Source organism: Komagataeibacter sp. FNDCF1 (genome assembly GCF_021295335.1).
Classification (GTDB): domain Bacteria; phylum Pseudomonadota; class Alphaproteobacteria; order Acetobacterales; family Acetobacteraceae; genus Komagataeibacter.
This window is the reverse complement of record NZ_JAIWOT010000001.1, coordinates 1,684,071-1,700,350: the sequence shown is the minus strand read 5'-3', so window position 1 is coordinate 1,700,350 and position 16,280 is coordinate 1,684,071. Positions and strand designations below refer to the sequence as shown.

General features: G+C 64.3%; 24 protein-coding genes. 22 read left to right on the top strand and 2 right to left on the bottom strand.

The window, feature by feature from the left end; genetic code table 11:
• Positions 1–103 precede the first annotated feature (103 nt).
• The 4 genes from LDL32_RS08015 to LDL32_RS08000 all read left to right on the top strand — a co-directional run bounded on the left by LDL32_RS08015 (position 104) and on the right by LDL32_RS08000 (position 4,113).
• Positions 104–1,306 carry a DUF932 domain-containing protein gene (locus tag LDL32_RS08015; RefSeq protein WP_233065884.1) on the top strand — a complete coding sequence of 401 codons (1,203 nt, stop codon included), beginning with the start codon at positions 104–106 and terminating at the stop codon, positions 1,304–1,306.
• Positions 1,307–1,389: 83 nt separating this feature from the next.
• On the top strand, positions 1,390–1,818 hold the full coding sequence (locus LDL32_RS08010; protein ID WP_233065882.1) for a hypothetical protein: 429 nt from the start codon (positions 1,390–1,392) through the stop codon (positions 1,816–1,818).
• On the top strand, positions 1,818–2,864 hold the full coding sequence (locus LDL32_RS08005) for a toprim domain-containing protein (RefSeq protein ID WP_233065881.1): 1,047 nt from the start codon (positions 1,818–1,820) through the stop codon (positions 2,862–2,864). The genes LDL32_RS08010 and LDL32_RS08005 overlap by 1 nt, the downstream gene beginning before the upstream one ends.
• 322 nt (positions 2,865–3,186) lie before the next feature.
• Positions 3,187–4,113 (top strand): DUF2493 domain-containing protein, encoded by a 927-nt coding sequence (locus tag LDL32_RS08000; RefSeq protein WP_233065879.1) that lies wholly within the window; start codon positions 3,187–3,189, stop codon positions 4,111–4,113.
• A gap of 9 nt (positions 4,114–4,122) precedes the next feature.
• On the opposite strand, the gene LDL32_RS07995 is transcribed toward LDL32_RS08000, so the two are convergent.
• A complete protein-coding gene (locus tag LDL32_RS07995; protein WP_233065877.1) occupies positions 4,123–4,332 on the bottom strand; it encodes a hypothetical protein in 210 nt (69 codons plus the stop codon).
• A 163-nt stretch (positions 4,333–4,495) separates the two neighbouring features.
• Between LDL32_RS07995 and LDL32_RS07990 the strand changes: the two genes are divergently transcribed.
• The 7 genes from LDL32_RS07990 (at position 4,496) to LDL32_RS07960 (ending at position 7,997) form a co-directional block, all read left to right on the top strand.
• On the top strand, positions 4,496–4,936 hold the full coding sequence (locus LDL32_RS07990) for a hypothetical protein (RefSeq protein WP_233068781.1): 441 nt from the start codon (positions 4,496–4,498) through the stop codon (positions 4,934–4,936).
• A gap of 597 nt (positions 4,937–5,533) precedes the next feature.
• The gene (locus LDL32_RS07985; protein ID WP_087607227.1) at positions 5,534–5,860 is read left to right on the top strand and encodes a DUF736 domain-containing protein; all 327 of its coding nucleotides are present in this window, start codon (positions 5,534–5,536) and stop codon (positions 5,858–5,860) included.
• 336 nt (positions 5,861–6,196) lie between these two features.
• On the top strand, positions 6,197–6,352 hold the full coding sequence (locus tag LDL32_RS07980) for a hypothetical protein (RefSeq protein ID WP_233065875.1): 156 nt from the start codon (positions 6,197–6,199) through the stop codon (positions 6,350–6,352).
• Positions 6,353–6,524: 172 nt separating this feature from the next.
• On the top strand, positions 6,525–6,809 hold the full coding sequence (locus tag LDL32_RS07975) for an XRE family transcriptional regulator (protein WP_233065873.1): 285 nt from the start codon (positions 6,525–6,527) through the stop codon (positions 6,807–6,809).
• Positions 6,810–6,820: 11 nt separating this feature from the next.
• A complete protein-coding gene (locus tag LDL32_RS07970) occupies positions 6,821–7,099 on the top strand; it encodes a DNA -binding domain-containing protein (RefSeq protein ID WP_233065871.1) in 279 nt (92 codons plus the stop codon).
• Between the two features lie 132 nt (positions 7,100–7,231).
• The gene (locus tag LDL32_RS07965) at positions 7,232–7,531 is read left to right on the top strand and encodes a transcriptional regulator domain-containing protein (protein ID WP_233065869.1); all 300 of its coding nucleotides are present in this window, start codon (positions 7,232–7,234) and stop codon (positions 7,529–7,531) included.
• A complete protein-coding gene (locus tag LDL32_RS07960) occupies positions 7,482–7,997 on the top strand; it encodes a DUF2285 domain-containing protein (RefSeq protein ID WP_233065867.1) in 516 nt (171 codons plus the stop codon). The genes LDL32_RS07965 and LDL32_RS07960 overlap by 50 nt, the downstream gene beginning before the upstream one ends.
• Positions 7,998–8,057: 60 nt before the next feature.
• Here the strand turns inward: LDL32_RS07960 and LDL32_RS07955 are convergent, their stop codons facing one another.
• Positions 8,058–8,636, bottom strand: a complete 579-nt coding sequence (locus LDL32_RS07955; RefSeq protein ID WP_233065865.1) for a hypothetical protein — start codon at positions 8,634–8,636, stop codon at positions 8,058–8,060.
• Positions 8,637–8,860: 224 nt separating this feature from the next.
• On the opposite strand from LDL32_RS07955, the gene LDL32_RS07950 reads away from it, so the two are divergent.
• From LDL32_RS07950 to LDL32_RS07900, 11 genes are all read left to right on the top strand, one after another.
• On the top strand, positions 8,861–9,154 hold the full coding sequence (locus tag LDL32_RS07950) for an AlpA family transcriptional regulator (protein WP_012222350.1): 294 nt from the start codon (positions 8,861–8,863) through the stop codon (positions 9,152–9,154).
• Positions 9,154–10,209: a replication initiator protein A gene (locus LDL32_RS07945; RefSeq protein ID WP_233065863.1), complete on the top strand. Its 1,056-nt coding sequence runs from the start codon at positions 9,154–9,156 to the stop codon at positions 10,207–10,209. Before LDL32_RS07950 ends, LDL32_RS07945 begins: the two co-directional genes overlap by 1 nt.
• Positions 10,206–10,835: a ParA family partition ATPase gene (parA, locus tag LDL32_RS07940; protein WP_233065861.1), complete on the top strand. Its 630-nt coding sequence runs from the start codon at positions 10,206–10,208 to the stop codon at positions 10,833–10,835. Before LDL32_RS07945 ends, parA begins: the two co-directional genes overlap by 4 nt.
• A gap of 4 nt (positions 10,836–10,839) precedes the next feature.
• Positions 10,840–11,583 (top strand): site-specific DNA-methyltransferase, encoded by a 744-nt coding sequence (locus LDL32_RS07935; RefSeq protein WP_233065859.1) that lies wholly within the window; start codon positions 10,840–10,842, stop codon positions 11,581–11,583.
• On the top strand, positions 11,580–11,822 hold the full coding sequence (locus tag LDL32_RS07930) for a hypothetical protein (RefSeq protein WP_233065856.1): 243 nt from the start codon (positions 11,580–11,582) through the stop codon (positions 11,820–11,822). Before LDL32_RS07935 ends, LDL32_RS07930 begins: the two co-directional genes overlap by 4 nt.
• Entirely contained in the window at positions 11,819–12,283 is a 465-nt protein-coding gene (locus LDL32_RS07925) for a DUF2840 domain-containing protein (RefSeq protein ID WP_233065853.1), read from the top strand. The genes LDL32_RS07930 and LDL32_RS07925 overlap by 4 nt, the downstream gene beginning before the upstream one ends.
• A complete protein-coding gene (locus LDL32_RS07920) occupies positions 12,280–12,822 on the top strand; it encodes a S26 family signal peptidase (RefSeq protein WP_233065849.1) in 543 nt (180 codons plus the stop codon). The genes LDL32_RS07925 and LDL32_RS07920 overlap by 4 nt, the downstream gene beginning before the upstream one ends.
• 1 nt (position 12,823) lies before the next feature.
• Positions 12,824–13,162, top strand: coding sequence for a DUF736 domain-containing protein (locus tag LDL32_RS07915; protein WP_233065845.1), 339 nt, complete (start codon positions 12,824–12,826; stop codon positions 13,160–13,162).
• A complete protein-coding gene (locus LDL32_RS07910; RefSeq protein WP_233065842.1) occupies positions 13,149–13,850 on the top strand; it encodes a lytic transglycosylase domain-containing protein in 702 nt (233 codons plus the stop codon). The genes LDL32_RS07915 and LDL32_RS07910 overlap by 14 nt, the downstream gene beginning before the upstream one ends.
• Before the next feature lie 246 nt (positions 13,851–14,096).
• A complete protein-coding gene (locus LDL32_RS07905; RefSeq protein WP_233065839.1) occupies positions 14,097–15,851 on the top strand; it encodes a DUF3363 domain-containing protein in 1,755 nt (584 codons plus the stop codon).
• Between the two features lie 89 nt (positions 15,852–15,940).
• Positions 15,941–16,213, top strand: a complete 273-nt coding sequence (locus LDL32_RS07900; RefSeq protein ID WP_233065837.1) for a type II toxin-antitoxin system ParD family antitoxin — start codon at positions 15,941–15,943, stop codon at positions 16,211–16,213.
• Positions 16,214–16,280 lie beyond the last annotated feature (67 nt).

The window sequence follows — 16,280 nt, the reverse complement described above, 5'->3', positions numbered from 1 at the left end:
GTGTTCTGGGGTTGGATGGGAATCCGCGTGGGAAGTGGTGATCAGAGGAAGAGGTCGGCTTCGCCTTCTGTGCCGAATAACCGGCATCAGAGGAGAGTTTTCCATGGCCACGACCACCATCCTGTCCCCTGCGTCCCGTGGTGCCGCGTCTGGCGGCTTCCGGATTGATCCCTCCCGTGGCGAACGCAGCGCCCGCGTATCGTCCGAGTGGTTCTCGCGCCCCGATGACGAGCGCTACCTGTCCCTGTCCGACCTGCATGCCGCCACACTGGCACGGGCGGATCGGGCCACGGCCCGCACTGTCGAGAGTCGCGCAATTCGCGTCGAGGCCTCGCGCGACAATGCCGAACGTCTGACCCTGACCGTGCCAGGACAGCATGAGCCGATCGCGCCGACGCATTGGTCCTTCGGCCAGATGTGCAGTCTGGTCAGCGCGCCGTCCTCCTATCTGCGCAATCTCCCGGCTCCGCTGGCGGCGATCAATCTGCAGCACGGGCTGCTGTCGCACCGCGCCGAACTGGTGAAAACGTTGGAGACCGAGGACGGGCGGGTGGAACTGCGCGCCGTGACCGGCCCTGATTACGGCCGAATCTGGGACCATGAACTGGTCGGTGCGGTAAGGAGGATCGCCGGCGACGGCACGGGTGACACCAACTGGAAGGTGCCGGGTGTCATCGACTGGGCCACCATGACCCACAATCCCTATGTCGACATCACCAGGGAAACCACGACGCTCTACGCATCGGATCGCGATGTCTTCCTGTTCCTTGTGGACGATACGCATCCCATTGAAGCCGGCCGTCTGCCCAACGGCGAACCCGATCTCTATTTCCGGGGTTTCTATGCCTGGAACAGCGAGGTCGGTAGCAAGAGCCTCGGCATCGCCTCCTTCTATCTGCGCGGAGTGTGTCAGAACAGAATGCTCTGGGGCGTGGAAAATTTCGAACAGATCACGATCCGGCATAGCAAGTTTGCGGCTTCGCGCTTTGTGCATCAGGCGACACCGGCGCTCCGGAATTTCGCCACCGCCAGCCCGGCCTCGTTCGTCTCTGGCATTCAGGCCTCGCGCAAGGCGCTGGTGGCGAAGAGTGACGAGGATCGTGAAACCTTCCTGCGTCGTCGCGGGTTCTCGAAACCGGAAACTACGAAGATCATCGAAACAGTGCTGCACGAGGAGGGACGCAAGCCCGAGAGCGTGTTCGATTTCGTGCAAGGGATCACGGCCTTGGCCCGCACCAGGGCCAATCAGGATACGCGGCTGGATCTGGAAGAAAAGGCCCGCAGGCTGATGGAGCGTGCGTCCTGAAAGCCGCTTCTCCGTTTTTCCGCAAAGACGTTTTTACGAGCCCGGCCACTGTGCCGGGTTTTTTCGTTTCGGGAGTTCTTCCGATGGCTGATTTCTTCACGCATTTCTCGTGCGTTCTCGACGTGGGCACAGTGGACAATGCTGCAAAGGCGCTCGATCTCTACAATGAATTCATGGACGAACTGGCGGTGGAAGACCCGCCCTCTGGCGGTTTCATTCTGTCGATCGTGCCTGAATACGGTGGCACGAAACTCTGGATGCACGATGAGAACACCGGAGACCCGCATCAGGTGGTGGAATTCGTGCTACGCTGCGCACGGGCATTCCAGTTACGGGGCCGATGGGGATTCCAGTGGGCCAATAGCTGTTCACGTCCACGGATCGGCGCGTTCAGCGGTGGTGCGCATCTGCTTGACCTTGGCAGGCGCAGGACGATTTCATGGATGACCACCGATCGCTGGCTGGCGATCGCCCTCGACGGAGGCAATCCAGACACAGGAGGGCAGGGGTAATGGCCGGGCATAATGCAGGCGATCTCGCCCGCCGTCTGGCGGAGAATGCGGAGGCGGTGTGCCGACGGTATCTTTCCGCCGGTCGCCGTCATGGTAATTACTGGCTGGTCGGTGACGTGCGGAATGCGCCCGGCCAGTCGCTGTTCCTCCGGCTGCACGACACCGCCAATGGCAAGGCGGGAAAATGGACCGACGCACAGTCGGGCGAACACGGCGACCTGCTCGACGTGATCCGCGAAAGCCTTGGTCTTGTGGATTTCCGCGACGTGGCCGACGAGGCGCGTGCCTTTCTCAGCCTGCCGCGTCCTGATCCGATACCATCGTCACAGGATCGCCCAGCCCGTGAGCGTGGCTCCGCCAGTTCTTCCGAAGCGGTGCGTCGGCTCTGGGCCATGTCCGGGCCGATCGCGGGCACGCCCGTGGAAGCGTATCTCCGTAGACGCGACATTACGCTTTTGCACGGAGCCAGTGCCCTGCGTTTCCATCCACGCTGCTATTATCGGCCGGACGAGGACGGTCCGACCGAGACCTGGCCCGCCATGATCGCCGCCGTCACCGACCTCGACGGCACCCTGACCGGGGTGCATCGCACCTGGCTGGCGGCGGACGGGCGCGGGAAGGCGCCGGTTGATCACCCGCGCCGTGCCCTGGGCGGACTGGTCGGCCATGCCGTGCGCTTTGGGGTGGCAGCCGACGTGCTCGCCGCCGGCGAGGGAATCGAGACGGTGCTGTCGCTGCGGCAGGTTCTGCCCGATCTGCCGCTGGCCGCCTGCCTGTCCTCGGCGCATCTCGCTGCCCTGATCTTCCCGCCGTGGCTGCGCCGTCTCTACGTCCTGCGCGATGACGATCCGGCCGGGGATCAGGCGCTGGCGACGCTGCGTGCCCGTGCGGATGACGCCGGGATCGAACTGATTGGCCTGTCGCCCCGGCTCGGCGATTTCAACGATGATCTCCGTGCCCTTGGACGTGGCGCGCTGCGGGCGATCCTGCATCCGCAACTCGCACCAGCGGACGTAGCACGCTTTCTGGAGACCGCCGGCACCTGAGCAGGCCGGAAAGAGGGGCGGGCGGTTTCCGTTTTCGTCTGGCGGTCCTGTTGTGCCTCCCGTCCGGCTGGTCCGCGCCTCCGCCTTTCTGGAGGGGAGCGGGCGTCAGCCGGGTCAGGCCTTCAATGGCGGGACCGGCTATTTTCCGTCGCGCCCCTGTGGGGGCGCTTTACATCGCGAAGCAAAATAGCCGGCTCCCTGCCATCCTTCGCTGCGCTGCGGCCGCGCGCGAGCGCGCGGTTCCGGCCCGTCCCTGGTCTGCCGCTATCCGCCCCCGGAAAGGCCGCGAAGGGCGCGGCCGGAGACCTGGGAGGACCGCAACATGACCCGCACCGAAGATTTTGAACCGCCGCACGCCGCTTCCTCCACCGCGCATGTGCTGGCTGAGCTCCAGATATATGGCTACCGTCCCTTCGAGGACGAGCCGGACCCGAGGCCGCTGCCCGAAGCGCCGCGCATCGGGGGTGCTGTGGCCGACATCTTCGACGCCATCGCCGTGACGCTGACCGACACGCGGCTGGAACCCGACCTCGAGGCGCTGCTCTGGTCCACCGTGAACATCTTCCACCGCATGGTCGGCCAGGTGGAACGGGAGCTTGACCGCAACGAGCAGGCGCAGAAGCGCAGCCAGCAGGAACAGGATGGCAGCGAGATCCGCTCGGTGGAACTGGAGCGGCTGATCGCGGAAGGGCTGACTCTGATCGAGCGCCGCAACGCCTACGAGATCTTCCGCGACGAGGCGCAGGAGCAGTTCGAGCGCCTGACCCTGAGCGCGTGGCGACCAAAGGTCGGCTCGCTGGTCTCACGCCGCACGATGACGGCCTCCATGATCGACAGCCGCGATTTCCTCAACGCCCGACGGCGTGCCGAGGGCGAATTGCTGGTCCCGCCCGGTCCCAAGGTTGTCGTCACTGGCGGTCTCGATTTCGACGACCATATCCTGATCTGGGATCGGCTCGACAAGGTCCGGGCCAAGCATCCCGACATGGTGCTGCTGCACGGCGGTTCGCCCAGGGGCGCCGAATTCATTGCCTCACGCTGGGCCGATCACCGCGAGATCGTGCAGATCGCCTTCAAGCCGGACTGGACCAGGCATGCCAAGGCAGCGCCCTTCCGCCGCAACGATGCGCTGCTCGACACCCTGCCGATCGGCGTCATCGTCTTTCCCGGAACTGGCATTCAGGAAAATCTGGCCGACAAGGCGAAAAAGCTCGGCATCCCGGTCCTGCGGTTCGGAGGCGGCGCGTGAGCGCCGTCTTCACTCCGGATTGCCCGTGACGGCGATCCGCGCAGCCCGGGCGTAGAAGGCCAGTTCGGTGTCGCCGGGCGCCAGAAGATCGAGCTGGCCCTTCATGTCCTGCATGTCCGAATAAGACTGAAACGGCCCTGGTTGTCGCTCGATCGCCAGCACTGCAATGGCGAGCGCCTTTTTGACCAGATGCAGTTCGCGTCCCGTGATTTCCGCCATGACGTCTTCTCCATGCGAGGAGATAACGATGCATGTCCGCGTGCCGGACGCCATTACGATTCTCGTTCCGTCGACACATCATTTTCGCTATGATGCGAGTGCGCCGTGGTGGTGGTGGCAGGCGCACCCGTCCGACATCGTCGATTGCACGGAGACCACCACAATGTTCATCCTTGCTCCCTTCCTGTTCGTTGCCGGCATTGGCTTCCTGTGCTGGTTCTTCTTCACCGTCGCAGTTTTCGCACTGCCCTGCGCCGCCGGTCTGATGGCTGCGCTCTGGGCCTTTGATACCGGTGCCGGCCTATTGGGTGCGGTCATCATCGGGTTTGTCGCGGGAGCCGCGACCTTCATTCTCGGCCAGATCGCATTCGCCTGCGTGCCCTGGGCGTGGCTCAGGCTGCTGATTGTCCTGCTCTATACCGTGCCCGCTATCATCATGGGCTACAGCACCACACATGGGATTGCCCAGATGATGATGCCGTCTGTAGCGTGGCAGTTCTTTTTTTCCGTCATCGGCGCGATCGCGGTGGGGATCACCGCTTTCATCCGTTTTACAGCCGTGGCCCCACCCGGACCGTCCGGCGGGAACATCGCGCGCGTCTGACCCCGTCCCGGCAGACTGCAGGCAGGGGGCCAGACCAGATGCTTCGTATGGCTATCAGTCCTGTCATCAGGGGAGGGCGGCTGACGCGGCGTTGGCTCGCCTCAGCGCGTTACTGGCCCTGGTCGCTTTCCTCTTGGAACCACTCGGTCATGGACGGCCCGCGCCCGCGACCGGCTGACAGAAACAGCGGATAGCGCGGCCACCTGTCTGGCATCGTCCCCAGAACGGGTCATGTCATAGCCCGAAACGAACGCGTGACGACGCTCATGCTCTTTCCTGCCGGATCCTGCGCGCCGAGGGGGCCTCATGTCCTCCGTGATGGTCGCTCTGTCGGGCCGCGCACGCATACGGCCTCTGAAAATGGCTGATCTAGCCGAGGGGCGGCTGCGCCTCGATCGTCTCTGGCGCAACGGCAGGCCGTAATTTTCTTCCCCTGACGGCTGCGCCGTCATTCCTCGCGAAACAAGAAAATTCTGTCCCGCCATCCTCCGCTGCGCTGCGGCCCTGAAGGGTGCGCCGCCGATCGCCCCCGGCTCGTCGATCGCCATCGAGGCCGCAATGGTGCGGGCTCGATAACAGAGATCACGGAGCAGTATCATGGCCACCATCGGCACCTTCAAGAAGTCCGGCAACGAGTATGTCGGCGAGATCGTCACCCTCTCGGTTCAGGTCCGCAATGTCCGCATCGTTCCCGAGACCGGACGCCAGAGCGACAACGCCCCCAGCCACCGGGTGTTCGTCAACCGGGCCGAGATTGGAGCCGCCTGGTCCAAGCAGTCCAACGAGGGACGCAGCTATCTGGGCCTCAAGCTCGACGATCCGAGCTTCAACGCCCCGATCTTCGCCAACCTCTTCAATGACGAGGACGGCGAGACCTGGAGCCTGATCTGGTCTCGCCCCAACGGTCGCCGCAACGGCGACTGAGGTGCCAGCGATCCCCCGCCCGGCCGGTCCGGGCGGGGCCTTCGTATGATCGGTCGGGAAACGGCGGGCGTCCCCATCGCGTCGCGCCCGATCCACCCGTGTGCGGGCAGGGAAGGGGAACAGGGCTTCCCTCAGCCTTCCCATTGTACCATGCCCGGCGTGAACCGCCTCAAGGACGCGCGGTCCCCCCAATTTTGCCCGGCGCACCCTGCGGGCACACCAGACAAAATCGGCTCCCCCGCGCGCCGCTGGCGCGGTCGCCTGCGGCGATCCTTGACCCGATTCACGCGCGCATGAGGCGGCGGCCTGTCTTCGAGAAACGAAAGGAGCAGGACGATGACCACGTTACACGACCGCATCCAGATGCTGCGCGCCGAACTGACCAGCTTTCACCTCAGCCGCCGCGAGCGCGCTCAGATCGAGCGCGAACTGAAGCGGGCAATCGCGGCACTGGACCGCAAGGGGACCGCAGACAGGGAGGCTCCCGCGTAAGGCGGGGGCTTTCTCGCGTCGTCCACCGCGCTTGCTGTTGGTCGCCTATAGAAAATCGCGGCGCCGAATCGATTGCATGTTCCTTCTGAAAGAATTGACTTGAGTCTCCATAACACGACTAATATAGTCGTATTTCTGGTGTGCGCCCGTCTCTTGTCGGATGTGATCATGGATGATCACTGGCCGACAGGTTCGGGCGGCGCGGGCACTCCTGAACTGGACGCAGGAACGGCTCGCCGAAGAAGCCCTTGTAGCATTGACCGCGCTGAAGCGTCTTGAATCCGAGCGTGGTCTCGGTGTCCATGAAGGCACTATCGACCAGGTCCGCCGTGCGCTGGAGGCGGCGGGCATCCTGTTCATCGAGTCCGGACAAGGGCGCGGCGTCATGTTTCTTAACGAGACTTCCGGCACCGAAACGCGGCAGGCTAGGATGCGTCGCGTTCGTTCTCCGACCTGATCGGTCTTACCATGCAGAAACCCCCGCTCGACCCGTCCGTCGCCGACCGCGCCCCGGAAGCGTCCTGTCTCACCGGCTATGACGAACAGCATCTGATTACCTATCTGCGTCTGCTGGATGCCGAGGCCGAAGGTGCCGACTGGCGCGAGGTCGCCCGGATCGTGCTCCACCGCGACCCGGCGGCCGATCCTGAGGGCGTCCACCGCTGCTGGCACAGCCATCTGGCGCGGGCGCACTGGATGACCGGGCATGGCTACCAGCATCTGCTGCGCGGCGGCGCGCCCCACTGATACCCTGAATCGTTGCGTAATCCGCAAGACCTGTTGCAGGACCGGGGCGTAGCGGGCAGCGGGACGGTCTGGCATACTCTCGCGAGCAAGTGCTTGCCCTGTTCCCACCCGTTACGCATCGGAGACGACGCCATGAGCCGCGCCAACTGGCGGTCGGCGGGCGCGTACGAGGGCCTGCGGTCGCTCGACGCCCCTGCCTTTGCCTTGCAGTTTGTCAGTCGCAATCGGGACTTTATCCGTGAGCGGGCGACGCTTCAGCGCGCGTTGCGCCGGGGTGCCCTGATGCAGCCGGATGCCGAGGCCTTCGCCCGGCGCTGGGGGTTGCGATTTCGAAAGTGTGCGCACTGCGCTGAACCCGCGTACTGCCTTGTGGAGTGCCGCGGTGCTGCCGGGCGTGATCGCGTTGATGGAAGCGCCGACCGGTCTGGCTGACCCGGATCACCCGCCGTTCACCTCCGTTTTTATCGGATTGCCGGCGGGCCAGATTGGCGAACTCTTGCTCGAGCGCCCGGGCGTCGTTCTGCGCCTGCATCTGTTAACACCGGGGATCGAATCCCTCTCCGTCGTCCTGCCGCTCGACGCCCTGTTCGAGGTGCGCGTCCAGGCCGCGTTGCGGCTCTGGCGCACGCTGATGGGCCGGCGCTCTGGCCCCGATCCCGCGATCCTGTCGCCAGATCGGGTCAGTCGGCTGATCCTGGCGCTCCGTACGCTCGACGGGCTGGATGACGGGGTTTCGCAGCGCGAGGTCGCTGGTGTTCTGTTCGGTCGGGAGGTTTCCCCGCAGGATTGGCTCTCGCACGATCTGCATTTCCGCATGAAACGGCTGGTACGTTTCGCGCGGCGGCTGACTGATGGAGGATACCGTCGGCTGCTGCTTCATCCGTTTCGGGGACGGTGACGGACGATATATATGCTCCCCATGCGTGTCGTTCGTTGCGCATATGCTTCGGGACGGATTTTAAGGAAGTATTCTCAGGCGAGACGCGGCACGGTTCAGCATGTCCAAACCGTAAGCGCGCTTGGTTTTATCATCCTTGTAGCGAATACCTCCTGAGTCTTGGTCGGCTCGTCGAAATAATGCGTTTGCTTCAGGCAATTCGCACTTCTCGGGCGCAAATTCTGGGCAGGATTGGATGTACCAATGATAATATGTCATCGCGGCTGGAAAGTGTGCGAGATTATCAACGATCTGGTACAGATCATGGGTGGCAACCCACAAAGAATACACAAGTTGCTCTTCGGAAAATTCTATTATGGAATCTGGGTCTTTGTCAGCATGCTTTAAGAAATTCCATGTCGAATTATAGGTTTTATATAGGCCGCTTTTACACTCAAATTGATCTTCAGCGACACTTAAAAAATAGTCTTTCTTTTTATGTCTGCACAATTTTCTAAATATTTCTCCAGAATTGCATGAGAGTGCATAAGCAGAAATTGGATCATCTTCGCTGAAAAACATCGCAATAGCGACAGATAGCTGCGTTGCTGCAGCTTCTAATTTGGTAACACATATTTTTCGCATATACTCGCCAACCAATATGTTCAGCTAAATAAACTACGCTAAAATCGTCGATAATCCAAAAATCTTTTCTTGAAGGGTGGCCTTGTATGGGATGGCACTTCGTCATTTTCCGTCCGGCCAGGACCGATCTCGCCTCTCAGTGAGATCGGTCCTAGTTCCGAAATACCCCGCTCCGCCACGCTGATCCCTGCTGGCCGCATTTGTCCCGCGGCCCCAGACAGCGATCACGGAGCCTTCTCATGTCCGCCAATTACAGCGACCTGCCGCCGCGCTATCTGCGCACGCCCGACGCTTCGCGCTTCGTCGGGCTTTCCATTCGCACCTTGGAAAAACACCGAATCTACGGCACCGGCCCGCGCTACTCGAAGCTCGGCGGCCGTGTGGTCTATCGGGTCGATGAACTGCAGGCCTGGGTCGAGAGCGGCGCGCGCGCCCACACCTCGGACACCACCGCTGGCACGGTATCGGCGGCCGCACGGCAAAGCCCGCTGATCCCGCCGACACCGGCGACCTCACGCGGGAACAGACGCTGATGTCCCCGACAGGCAGAACGTGCTCCGAGCGCGAGCAACTGGAACTCTTCCATGCCATCGCGGGAGATTTTGCCCCTCGTGATGCGCAGGATCTGATGGCGTTCCCGTTCTTCAGCCTCGCCAAATCCCCTCGCATGGTCCCGATCGATTACCGGACCCCGGATGTCACCATTCGGGTCGAGGCGTCAGCCGAACATGGCATGGCCACGATCTGGGATGCTGACGTGCTGATCTGGGCCGCCAGCCATCTCGTTGCCGCGCGTGACGCCGGTCGGCGCACGTCGCGGCTGATGGTGGCCAGCCCGCGCGAGATCCTGACCTTCATCGGTCGGGGAGACAGCGCGCGGGACTATGAGCGGCTGGAAGCGGCGTTCGACCGGCTGCAATCCACCACGATCAAGACCTCGCTCCGGCAGACCGGGAAGGGGCAACTGCACCGCTTCTCCTGGATCAACGAATGGAAGCGGCACACCGCGCGGGAAGGGCGCGCCCGCGTGATCGAATTGATCCTGCCCGACTGGTTCTACCAGGCGGTTCTCGATGACGGGCTCGTGCTGACCATCGACCCGGCGTATTTTGGCCTCACAGGCGGTCTGGAGCGCTGGCTCTATCGCATCGTGCGCAAGCATGGCGGTCGCCAGCGTGCTGGCTGGGCCTTCGGCCTGCGCCATCTCTACGAAAAATCCGCCAGTCTTTCCCCCTATCGCCGCTTTGCCTTCGAACTGCGCGAAATGACGAAGCGTCAGCCCTTTCCGGGCTATAGGCTGTCGGTGCGCCCCGACCGCAACGGCAACGACACACTGGCCTTCGCGCCCGGCAAGCTATCCACAGGCACCTGTGGACAAGCTGTGAGTCCATCCGTGCTATCAGTTGTGGATTTATCCGTGCCATCACTGCCACGGCATCCGTGCTATCGTTTGCGGAAAACGCCGAATCACGACATCGAATCAAGTGGTTATGACACCCTTAACTTAGACTCTAACTTAAAAGAGTCTAACTTTAAGGATGTTGGCTCCCCTGCCGATCCGTGGAAAACCCCCGGAGAGGGGCCATGATCGTGGCCTGCCTCAACCAGAAGGGCGGCGTCGGCAAGACGACGCTGGCGCTGCATCTCGCAGGCCAATGGGCTCGGGAAGGCCAGCGCGTGACGGTCATCGACGCCGATCCGCAGGGCTCGGCGCTGGACTGGTCGGCGCAGCGCGCGCGGGAAGGACTGCCCCGGCTGTTCGGCGTGATCGGGATGGCACGCGACACACTCCACCACGAGGCGCCCCAACTGGCTCAGGGGGTGGATCACGTCGTCATCGACGGTCCGCCTCGGGTGGCAGCGCTGCTGCGCTCCGCCCTGCTGGCCGCCGACCTGGTGTTGATCCCTGCGCAGCCCTCGCCGTTCGACGGCTGGGCCTCGGCCGAAATGCTGCGGCTGCTGGAGGACGCGCGCTTCTTCCGTCCCGGCCTGCTGGCCCGTTTTGTGCTCAACCGCTGCGCCGCGCGCACGGTCATCGCCCGCGAAACGCGGCTCGCGCTGGTGGGGCATGAGCCGGCAGCACTCGTGTCGCGGATCGGCCAGCGGGTTGCTTTCGCCGACGCCGCGCGCACCGGTCGCCTGGTCTGCGACCTGCTCCCGCACGGGATCGCAGCCCGCGAAATCGCCGCCCTGACGGATGAGATCGGGAGCTAGTGCCATGACCCTCCTGACCGGCGACAGCGCGCTCCTGATGCCCTGGCACGGTCCCTACGACATGATTCTGGTCGATCCCCCCTATGGCGATACGTCGCTCGTCTGGGACCGGCGCGTCGTGGACTGGCCCGGCAAGGCACTCGCCGCCCTGAAACCCAGCGGCTCGCTCTGGGTTTTCGGCTCTCTGCGGAGTTTCCTTGCATCCAACGCGGCATTTCGGAATGCGGGCTGGAAATATGCCCAGGAACTGGTCTGGGAGAAGCAGAACGGTTCCAGCTTCCATGCCGATCGGTTCCGCCGCGTGCATGAACTGATCGTCCAGTTCTATCGCGACGATACGCCCTGGCGTGCCGTCTACAACGTGGTTCCGACCACGCCCGACGCGCGGGCGCGCACGGTACGGCGGAAACACCGGCCGCCCCACATGGGCCGGATCGATGCCGGTCATTACGTCAGCGAGGACGGTGGGCCGCGCCTGATGCGCTCCGTGATTCCGGTCCGCAATGCGCATGGCCGGGCCATCCATCCCACCGAAAAGCCGGTAGCCCTGCTGGAGATCCTGATCCGTACGAGCTGCCCGCCGGGTGGTCTGGTGGGCGACTGGTTCGCCGGCTCCGGTGCGGCGGGCGTCGCCTGCCGGCTTGCCGGCCGGCGCTATGTCGGCTGCGAGATCGATCCTGTCATGGCGCAGAAGGCGCGTGACCGTATCGCGTCCGTGCTGCCGCTCGGTGAAGGAATTTCGCCATGACGGAACGTCGCACGCCGCCCGGTTTCGCCGCACGTCCCGCCGATCCTGAACGCTGGGTCAGGACGCCGGAGAAGCCTGCGACCCCCAACCGTTTTACTGCCCGGCTGACTATCGACGTCACGCCGGCGCTCCGTGCCCGCCTCAAGGTCGCGGCGTTCCAGCGCGGCATCACGGTCGCCGACATGCTGCGCGCGCTGCTGGCCCGCGAGTTCCCCGATACCTCTGGAGATGTGCCATGACCTACACCCTCGCTCATGTCGAACTGACCTGGATCGAGAAGCGCATCGAGCACTGGATCCGCTTTGGTCCAGTCGCCCATGAGCAGATTCTTGATCGTCGCCGACGGATATTGAGCTTTCCGCCGGACACCGTGTTCGCCTTCCTGCGCTGGGCAGCGAACGATTACGGCACGGTGGTGTCCTGCATCGACATCGTGCGCGTCACCCCTCCCGGCGAGCCGTATCAGACGGTACCGTTCGTGCGCCCTGGCGGTGAGAGCCTGCTGCGCCAGAGCGGCTGGCCGAAGGTCCGGCTGGTGCTCGAAGCCGTCGATCGTATCGAAGCTATCGGCATTGATCCCGCCGATGTCGCGCCGGAACATTGGCGGCATCTGCATAATCGGATGCTCTCCGGGCAGGCGGCGCGCGCCTACACCCGCGACCGCCATGATGCCTGGCTGCGTCGGAGGGCGGTGTCATGACGCGCTTCGGCTGGTTCTTCGCCACGTATTTCGCAATGCTCGGCGCTGGTACGTCAGTGGCGATCCATCCTGCGCCCCGGCTGATCTGGAACGCCACGGCCAGCACGCCGGTCGGGCTGTATCGCCTGCAATCGACGCGCTCATTGCATGTCGGCGACCTGATCGCGATCAGGCCCCCGGCCGACGTCGCCGCGACGCTGGCGCGCGGTGGCTATCTGCCGCTCGGCGTGCCGCTGCTCAAACCAGTTGCGGCACTGCCGGGACAACGGGTCTGCCGCATTGGTGCTGCCGTCACGGTCGATGGCGCGGTGCTCGGCGAGGCACTCGCCCGCGACCATCGTGGCCGTCCGCTGCCGGTCTGGCAAGGCTGCCGGCACGTCCTGCCTGGCCAGATCTTCGTCATGAACCCGGCAGTCCCGACCAGTCTCGACGGCCGCTATTTCGGCGTCCTGCCGGTCGAGGCGGTGCTCGGCCGCGCACAGCCGCTGTGGTTCATGGCGTCACTGATTTCTTCCACCCCCAAGCAGAAACGAGGCTGACATGGCCCAGATCGGAACTTTTACGCGCACCGCTGACGGCTTCGCCGGTCGCCTGCGCACGCTCGCCCTCGACGTCGAACTGACGATCGTGCCGGCGACATCGTCGGACGCCGAGCATGCACCCGACTATCGCGTCCATCTCGGCGACGCCGATGCCGGACCAGAGATCGGTGCGGGGTGGAAACGCACGGGCGAGAAGGCGGGTACTTACCTCTCGCTGGTTCTCGAAGATCCGATGCTGGCACAGCCAATCCGCGCCAATCTGTTCCAGTCCGACCGGCAGGGGCGTGCCTTTCATCTGGTCTGGAACCGTCCGGTGAAGCGCGATGACCGGCGGTAGGAAGGTTCGCGATCTTGTCGCGAACGCGCTGCTTGTAGTGCTGGTTTCCGTGCCATTCGTTCGCGTGGCGCAGGCTGATCCATACGCCGATATGATCACGGAGGCGGCTAGGCGCGCGCAGATTCCGGCTTCCTGGATTGCTGCCGTGCTGCGCGCGGAGAGCGGGGGCGATGCGCACGCCGTGTCTTCGGCGGGTGCGATGGGGCTCATGCAGGTGATGCCCGGAACATGGGCCAGCCTGCGCATGTCGCTCGGCCTCGGCAATGATCCGTTCGACCCGCACGACAACATTCTGGCCGGTGCAACCTATCTGCGCTGGATGCGGGACCGCTACGGCGATGCCGGGTTTCTGGCCGCTTACAATGCCGGTCCCGCGCGCTACGACGAACATCTCGCGACCGGTCGGCCGCTGCCTACCGAGACGCGGAATTATGTTGCATCCGTCAGCGCGCGGCTGGCTCTTCCGCTTGTCGATAACATCGCAATCGGCGCTCTGGCTGCACCATCTTGGCAGGACTCTTCCCTCTTTCCGGCGTCGTTCCTGCGTACGGGCGATGCGTCTCGGCCTGTCGATAGCGCACGCGATCCGGCACATGCATCTGGTTCCCGAATGACCGACTGGACGGCGCTCGCACCGCAGTCAGCCGGGCTGTTCATCGCGTCAGGGCTTGGGGAGGCGCGCCGATGATTCCTGTTCCGGTCCATCGGGCGCTGGCGGGCGATGGACGCCTTGGGGATAGGGTGCTGCGGGGAGAGAGGCAACGGAGGGAAGGACGGCAAGGTAAAAGCAGCGCTCCTTCGGGGCTGCATGTGGTTGGTTTGATTGGGGAATTTGTCCTCTCACCACCGGCCGCCTGCGGCTGTCTGGGCATTTTCCATAATGTTTTCAACGATCCGGGCGCCGTCAGACGCACATCGAAACGGAGAGCGAACCATGCCGACGCGCGATGACAGTCTGAACGTCCGGCCCGGACGCATCCAGCATGGCAATCAGGGCGCACGTCCGAAATCCTTCGTGGGCGAGGTCATGCGTGCCGCAAAAAGGGCCGGTCATACCGGCACCCGGTTCGGCGCGAAGAGCAGGGGAGGTGGTGGCGGTTCGCGTTTCGGGCGCGGCCGACGCGCGGCCCTGTCCATGCGGCTGCGCAGCAATGCCCGTCGGGTCGTGGTCAAGGCGCGCGTCGTCCGCCAGCAGGGCACGCGGTTTCGTTCGGCGCCGCTCGCCCGGCACGTCGCCTACCTCAGGCGCGAGGGCGTGACCCGCGACGGTGCCAAGGCCCATCTGTTCGATGCTGGTTCCGACGAAGCGGACAGCAAGGCCTTCGCGGAACGGTGCGAAGATGACCGGCACCATTTCCGCTTCATCGTCTCCCCCGAGGACGCGGCGCGGATGGAGGATCTGCGGGGTTTCGCGCGGGAACTGATGCAGGACATGGAGCGCGACCTCGGCACAAAACTGGACTGGGTCGGGGTCGACCACTGGAACACCGACAATCCGCACGTCCACATCCTCGTGCGCGGGGTGGCCGATGACGGCAAGGATCTGGTGATCAGCCGCGCCTATATCAGTCAGGGCGTGCGCGACCGCGCCGCCGAACGGGTGACGCTGGAACTTGGCCCGCGCAGCGAACAGGAAATCCGCACCGCCCTGGAGACCGAGATCGGCGCCGACCGCTGGACCAGCCTCGATCGCGCGTTACAGGACATCAGCGACGAAGGGGGCGGTATCGTCGATCTGCGGCCGTGCGCGGGTGCCGAAGACCCAGAACTGCGGCGCCTGCTGGTCGGAAGGGCGACCAAGCTGGAAGGGCTTGGCCTGGCCGATGGCGTTGGCGTGGCGCGCTGGACCCTCAAACCGGGGCTGGAGATCACGCTGCGCGATCTTTCCATCCGGGGCGACATCATCAGGACCATGCACCGCGCCATGTCCGGCGGCGGGGCGGAACCCGATGTCGCGGGTTTTGCGATCCATGGCGAGACGCTGGCCGATCCCGTCATTGGCCGGCTGGTCGAGCGCGGGCTGGATGACGAGTTGAAGGGCTCCGGCTACGTGGTGATCACCGGCACCGACGGGCGGACGCATCATCTCCGCTTCCCCGATCTGGACATGACCGGCGATGCCAGGACCGGCGCGATCGTCGAGACCCGGAACTGGGAAGACGCGAAGGGCACGCAGCGTCTGTCGCTCGCGACGCGCTCGGACTTCACGCTGGCCGAGCAGGTGACGGCACCCGGCGCGACCTGGCTCGACCGCCAGTTGCTTGCCAAGGATCCGGCATTGGCCAACGCGGGCTTCGGCACAGAGGTCCGCGAGGCGATGGCGCAGCGGATCGACCATCTGGCGTCCGAGGGGTTGGCCCGGCGGCAGGGCGAACGGGTGGTGTTCGCACCTGATCTGATCGGCACCCTGCGTCAGCGCGATCTTGATCAGGCGGCGGCCCGGCTTGCGGCGCAGACCGGGCTGGAGCACCGGCCCGCGCGGGAGGGCGAGATCGTCTCGGGGGTCTATCGCCAGCGGGTAGCCCTGTCCTCGGGGCGGTTCGCCATGGTCGATGACGGGCTGGGCTTCCAGCTCGTGCCGTGGCGCCCGGCGCTCGAGCAGAAGCTCGGACGGCAGGTTTCCGGCACCCTGTCGCCGGGCGGAGCGGTGGACTGGAATTTCGGGCGGAAGCGCGGGCTAGGGATTTGATGTCGGGCGGGCCGCCTGCAGGTTTTCGGCTGACAAAGCGGATACTTCATAAGTATGATAAAGTATGCCCGCTTGGGAGGAACTGCTTCATGTCCACAATCGAACGTATGACCATCACCGTGCCGTCCGAAATGGCCGCGATCCTGCGCCAGTCCGTCGACGGCGGTGAATATGCCTCGACCAGCGAGGTGGTGCGCGAGGCGTTGCGCGAATGGATGCGCCGGCGCGATACCGACCGTCGTGATCTCGACACCTTGCGCGAGGCGATCCGGCTTGGTGACGAGAGCGGGTCGAGCATCCCGGCCGAAACCGTCTTCGCCGAATTGCGGGATATGATCGCCCGCCGCCGTTCGCAGGGATGAAACGGCTCGGCTTGACGGGAATTCGGTATGGCAAATTATGCCATTATCTGTCATCATGCGAACGCAG

What these genes read in the sequence shown, in the direction of transcription:
- LDL32_RS07990 (WP_233068781.1), top strand. Translation starts at nt 4,496, where the DNA reads ATGTTCATCCTTGCTCCCTTCCTGTTCGTTGCCGGCATTGGCTTCCTG.
- LDL32_RS08005 (WP_233065881.1), top strand. Translation starts at nt 1,818, where the DNA reads ATGGCCGGGCATAATGCAGGCGATCTCGCCCGCCGTCTGGCGGAGAAT.
- LDL32_RS07950 (WP_012222350.1), top strand. Translation starts at nt 8,861, where the DNA reads ATGTCCGCCAATTACAGCGACCTGCCGCCGCGCTATCTGCGCACGCCC.
- LDL32_RS07925 (WP_233065853.1), top strand. Translation starts at nt 11,819, where the DNA reads ATGACCTACACCCTCGCTCATGTCGAACTGACCTGGATCGAGAAGCGC.
- LDL32_RS07965 (WP_233065869.1), top strand. Translation starts at nt 7,232, where the DNA reads ATGAGCCGCGCCAACTGGCGGTCGGCGGGCGCGTACGAGGGCCTGCGG.
- LDL32_RS07930 (WP_233065856.1), top strand. Translation starts at nt 11,580, where the DNA reads ATGACGGAACGTCGCACGCCGCCCGGTTTCGCCGCACGTCCCGCCGAT.
- LDL32_RS07910 (WP_233065842.1), top strand. Translation starts at nt 13,149, where the DNA reads ATGACCGGCGGTAGGAAGGTTCGCGATCTTGTCGCGAACGCGCTGCTT.
- LDL32_RS08000 (WP_233065879.1), top strand. Translation starts at nt 3,187, where the DNA reads ATGACCCGCACCGAAGATTTTGAACCGCCGCACGCCGCTTCCTCCACC.
- LDL32_RS07980 (WP_233065875.1), top strand. Translation starts at nt 6,197, where the DNA reads ATGACCACGTTACACGACCGCATCCAGATGCTGCGCGCCGAACTGACC.
- LDL32_RS07995 (WP_233065877.1), bottom strand. Translation starts at nt 4,332, where the DNA reads ATGGCGGAAATCACGGGACGCGAACTGCATCTGGTCAAAAAGGCGCTC.
- LDL32_RS07935 (WP_233065859.1), top strand. Translation starts at nt 10,840, where the DNA reads ATGACCCTCCTGACCGGCGACAGCGCGCTCCTGATGCCCTGGCACGGT.
- LDL32_RS07915 (WP_233065845.1), top strand. Translation starts at nt 12,824, where the DNA reads ATGGCCCAGATCGGAACTTTTACGCGCACCGCTGACGGCTTCGCCGGT.
- LDL32_RS07905 (WP_233065839.1), top strand. Translation starts at nt 14,097, where the DNA reads ATGCCGACGCGCGATGACAGTCTGAACGTCCGGCCCGGACGCATCCAG.
- LDL32_RS07945 (WP_233065863.1), top strand. Translation starts at nt 9,154, where the DNA reads ATGTCCCCGACAGGCAGAACGTGCTCCGAGCGCGAGCAACTGGAACTC.
- parA (WP_233065861.1), top strand. Translation starts at nt 10,206, where the DNA reads ATGATCGTGGCCTGCCTCAACCAGAAGGGCGGCGTCGGCAAGACGACG.
- LDL32_RS07985 (WP_087607227.1), top strand. Translation starts at nt 5,534, where the DNA reads ATGGCCACCATCGGCACCTTCAAGAAGTCCGGCAACGAGTATGTCGGC.
- LDL32_RS07920 (WP_233065849.1), top strand. Translation starts at nt 12,280, where the DNA reads ATGACGCGCTTCGGCTGGTTCTTCGCCACGTATTTCGCAATGCTCGGC.
- LDL32_RS08015 (WP_233065884.1), top strand. Translation starts at nt 104, where the DNA reads ATGGCCACGACCACCATCCTGTCCCCTGCGTCCCGTGGTGCCGCGTCT.
- LDL32_RS07900 (WP_233065837.1), top strand. Translation starts at nt 15,941, where the DNA reads ATGTCCACAATCGAACGTATGACCATCACCGTGCCGTCCGAAATGGCC.
- LDL32_RS08010 (WP_233065882.1), top strand. Translation starts at nt 1,390, where the DNA reads ATGGCTGATTTCTTCACGCATTTCTCGTGCGTTCTCGACGTGGGCACA.
- LDL32_RS07975 (WP_233065873.1), top strand. Translation starts at nt 6,525, where the DNA reads ATGATCACTGGCCGACAGGTTCGGGCGGCGCGGGCACTCCTGAACTGG.
- LDL32_RS07970 (WP_233065871.1), top strand. Translation starts at nt 6,821, where the DNA reads ATGCAGAAACCCCCGCTCGACCCGTCCGTCGCCGACCGCGCCCCGGAA.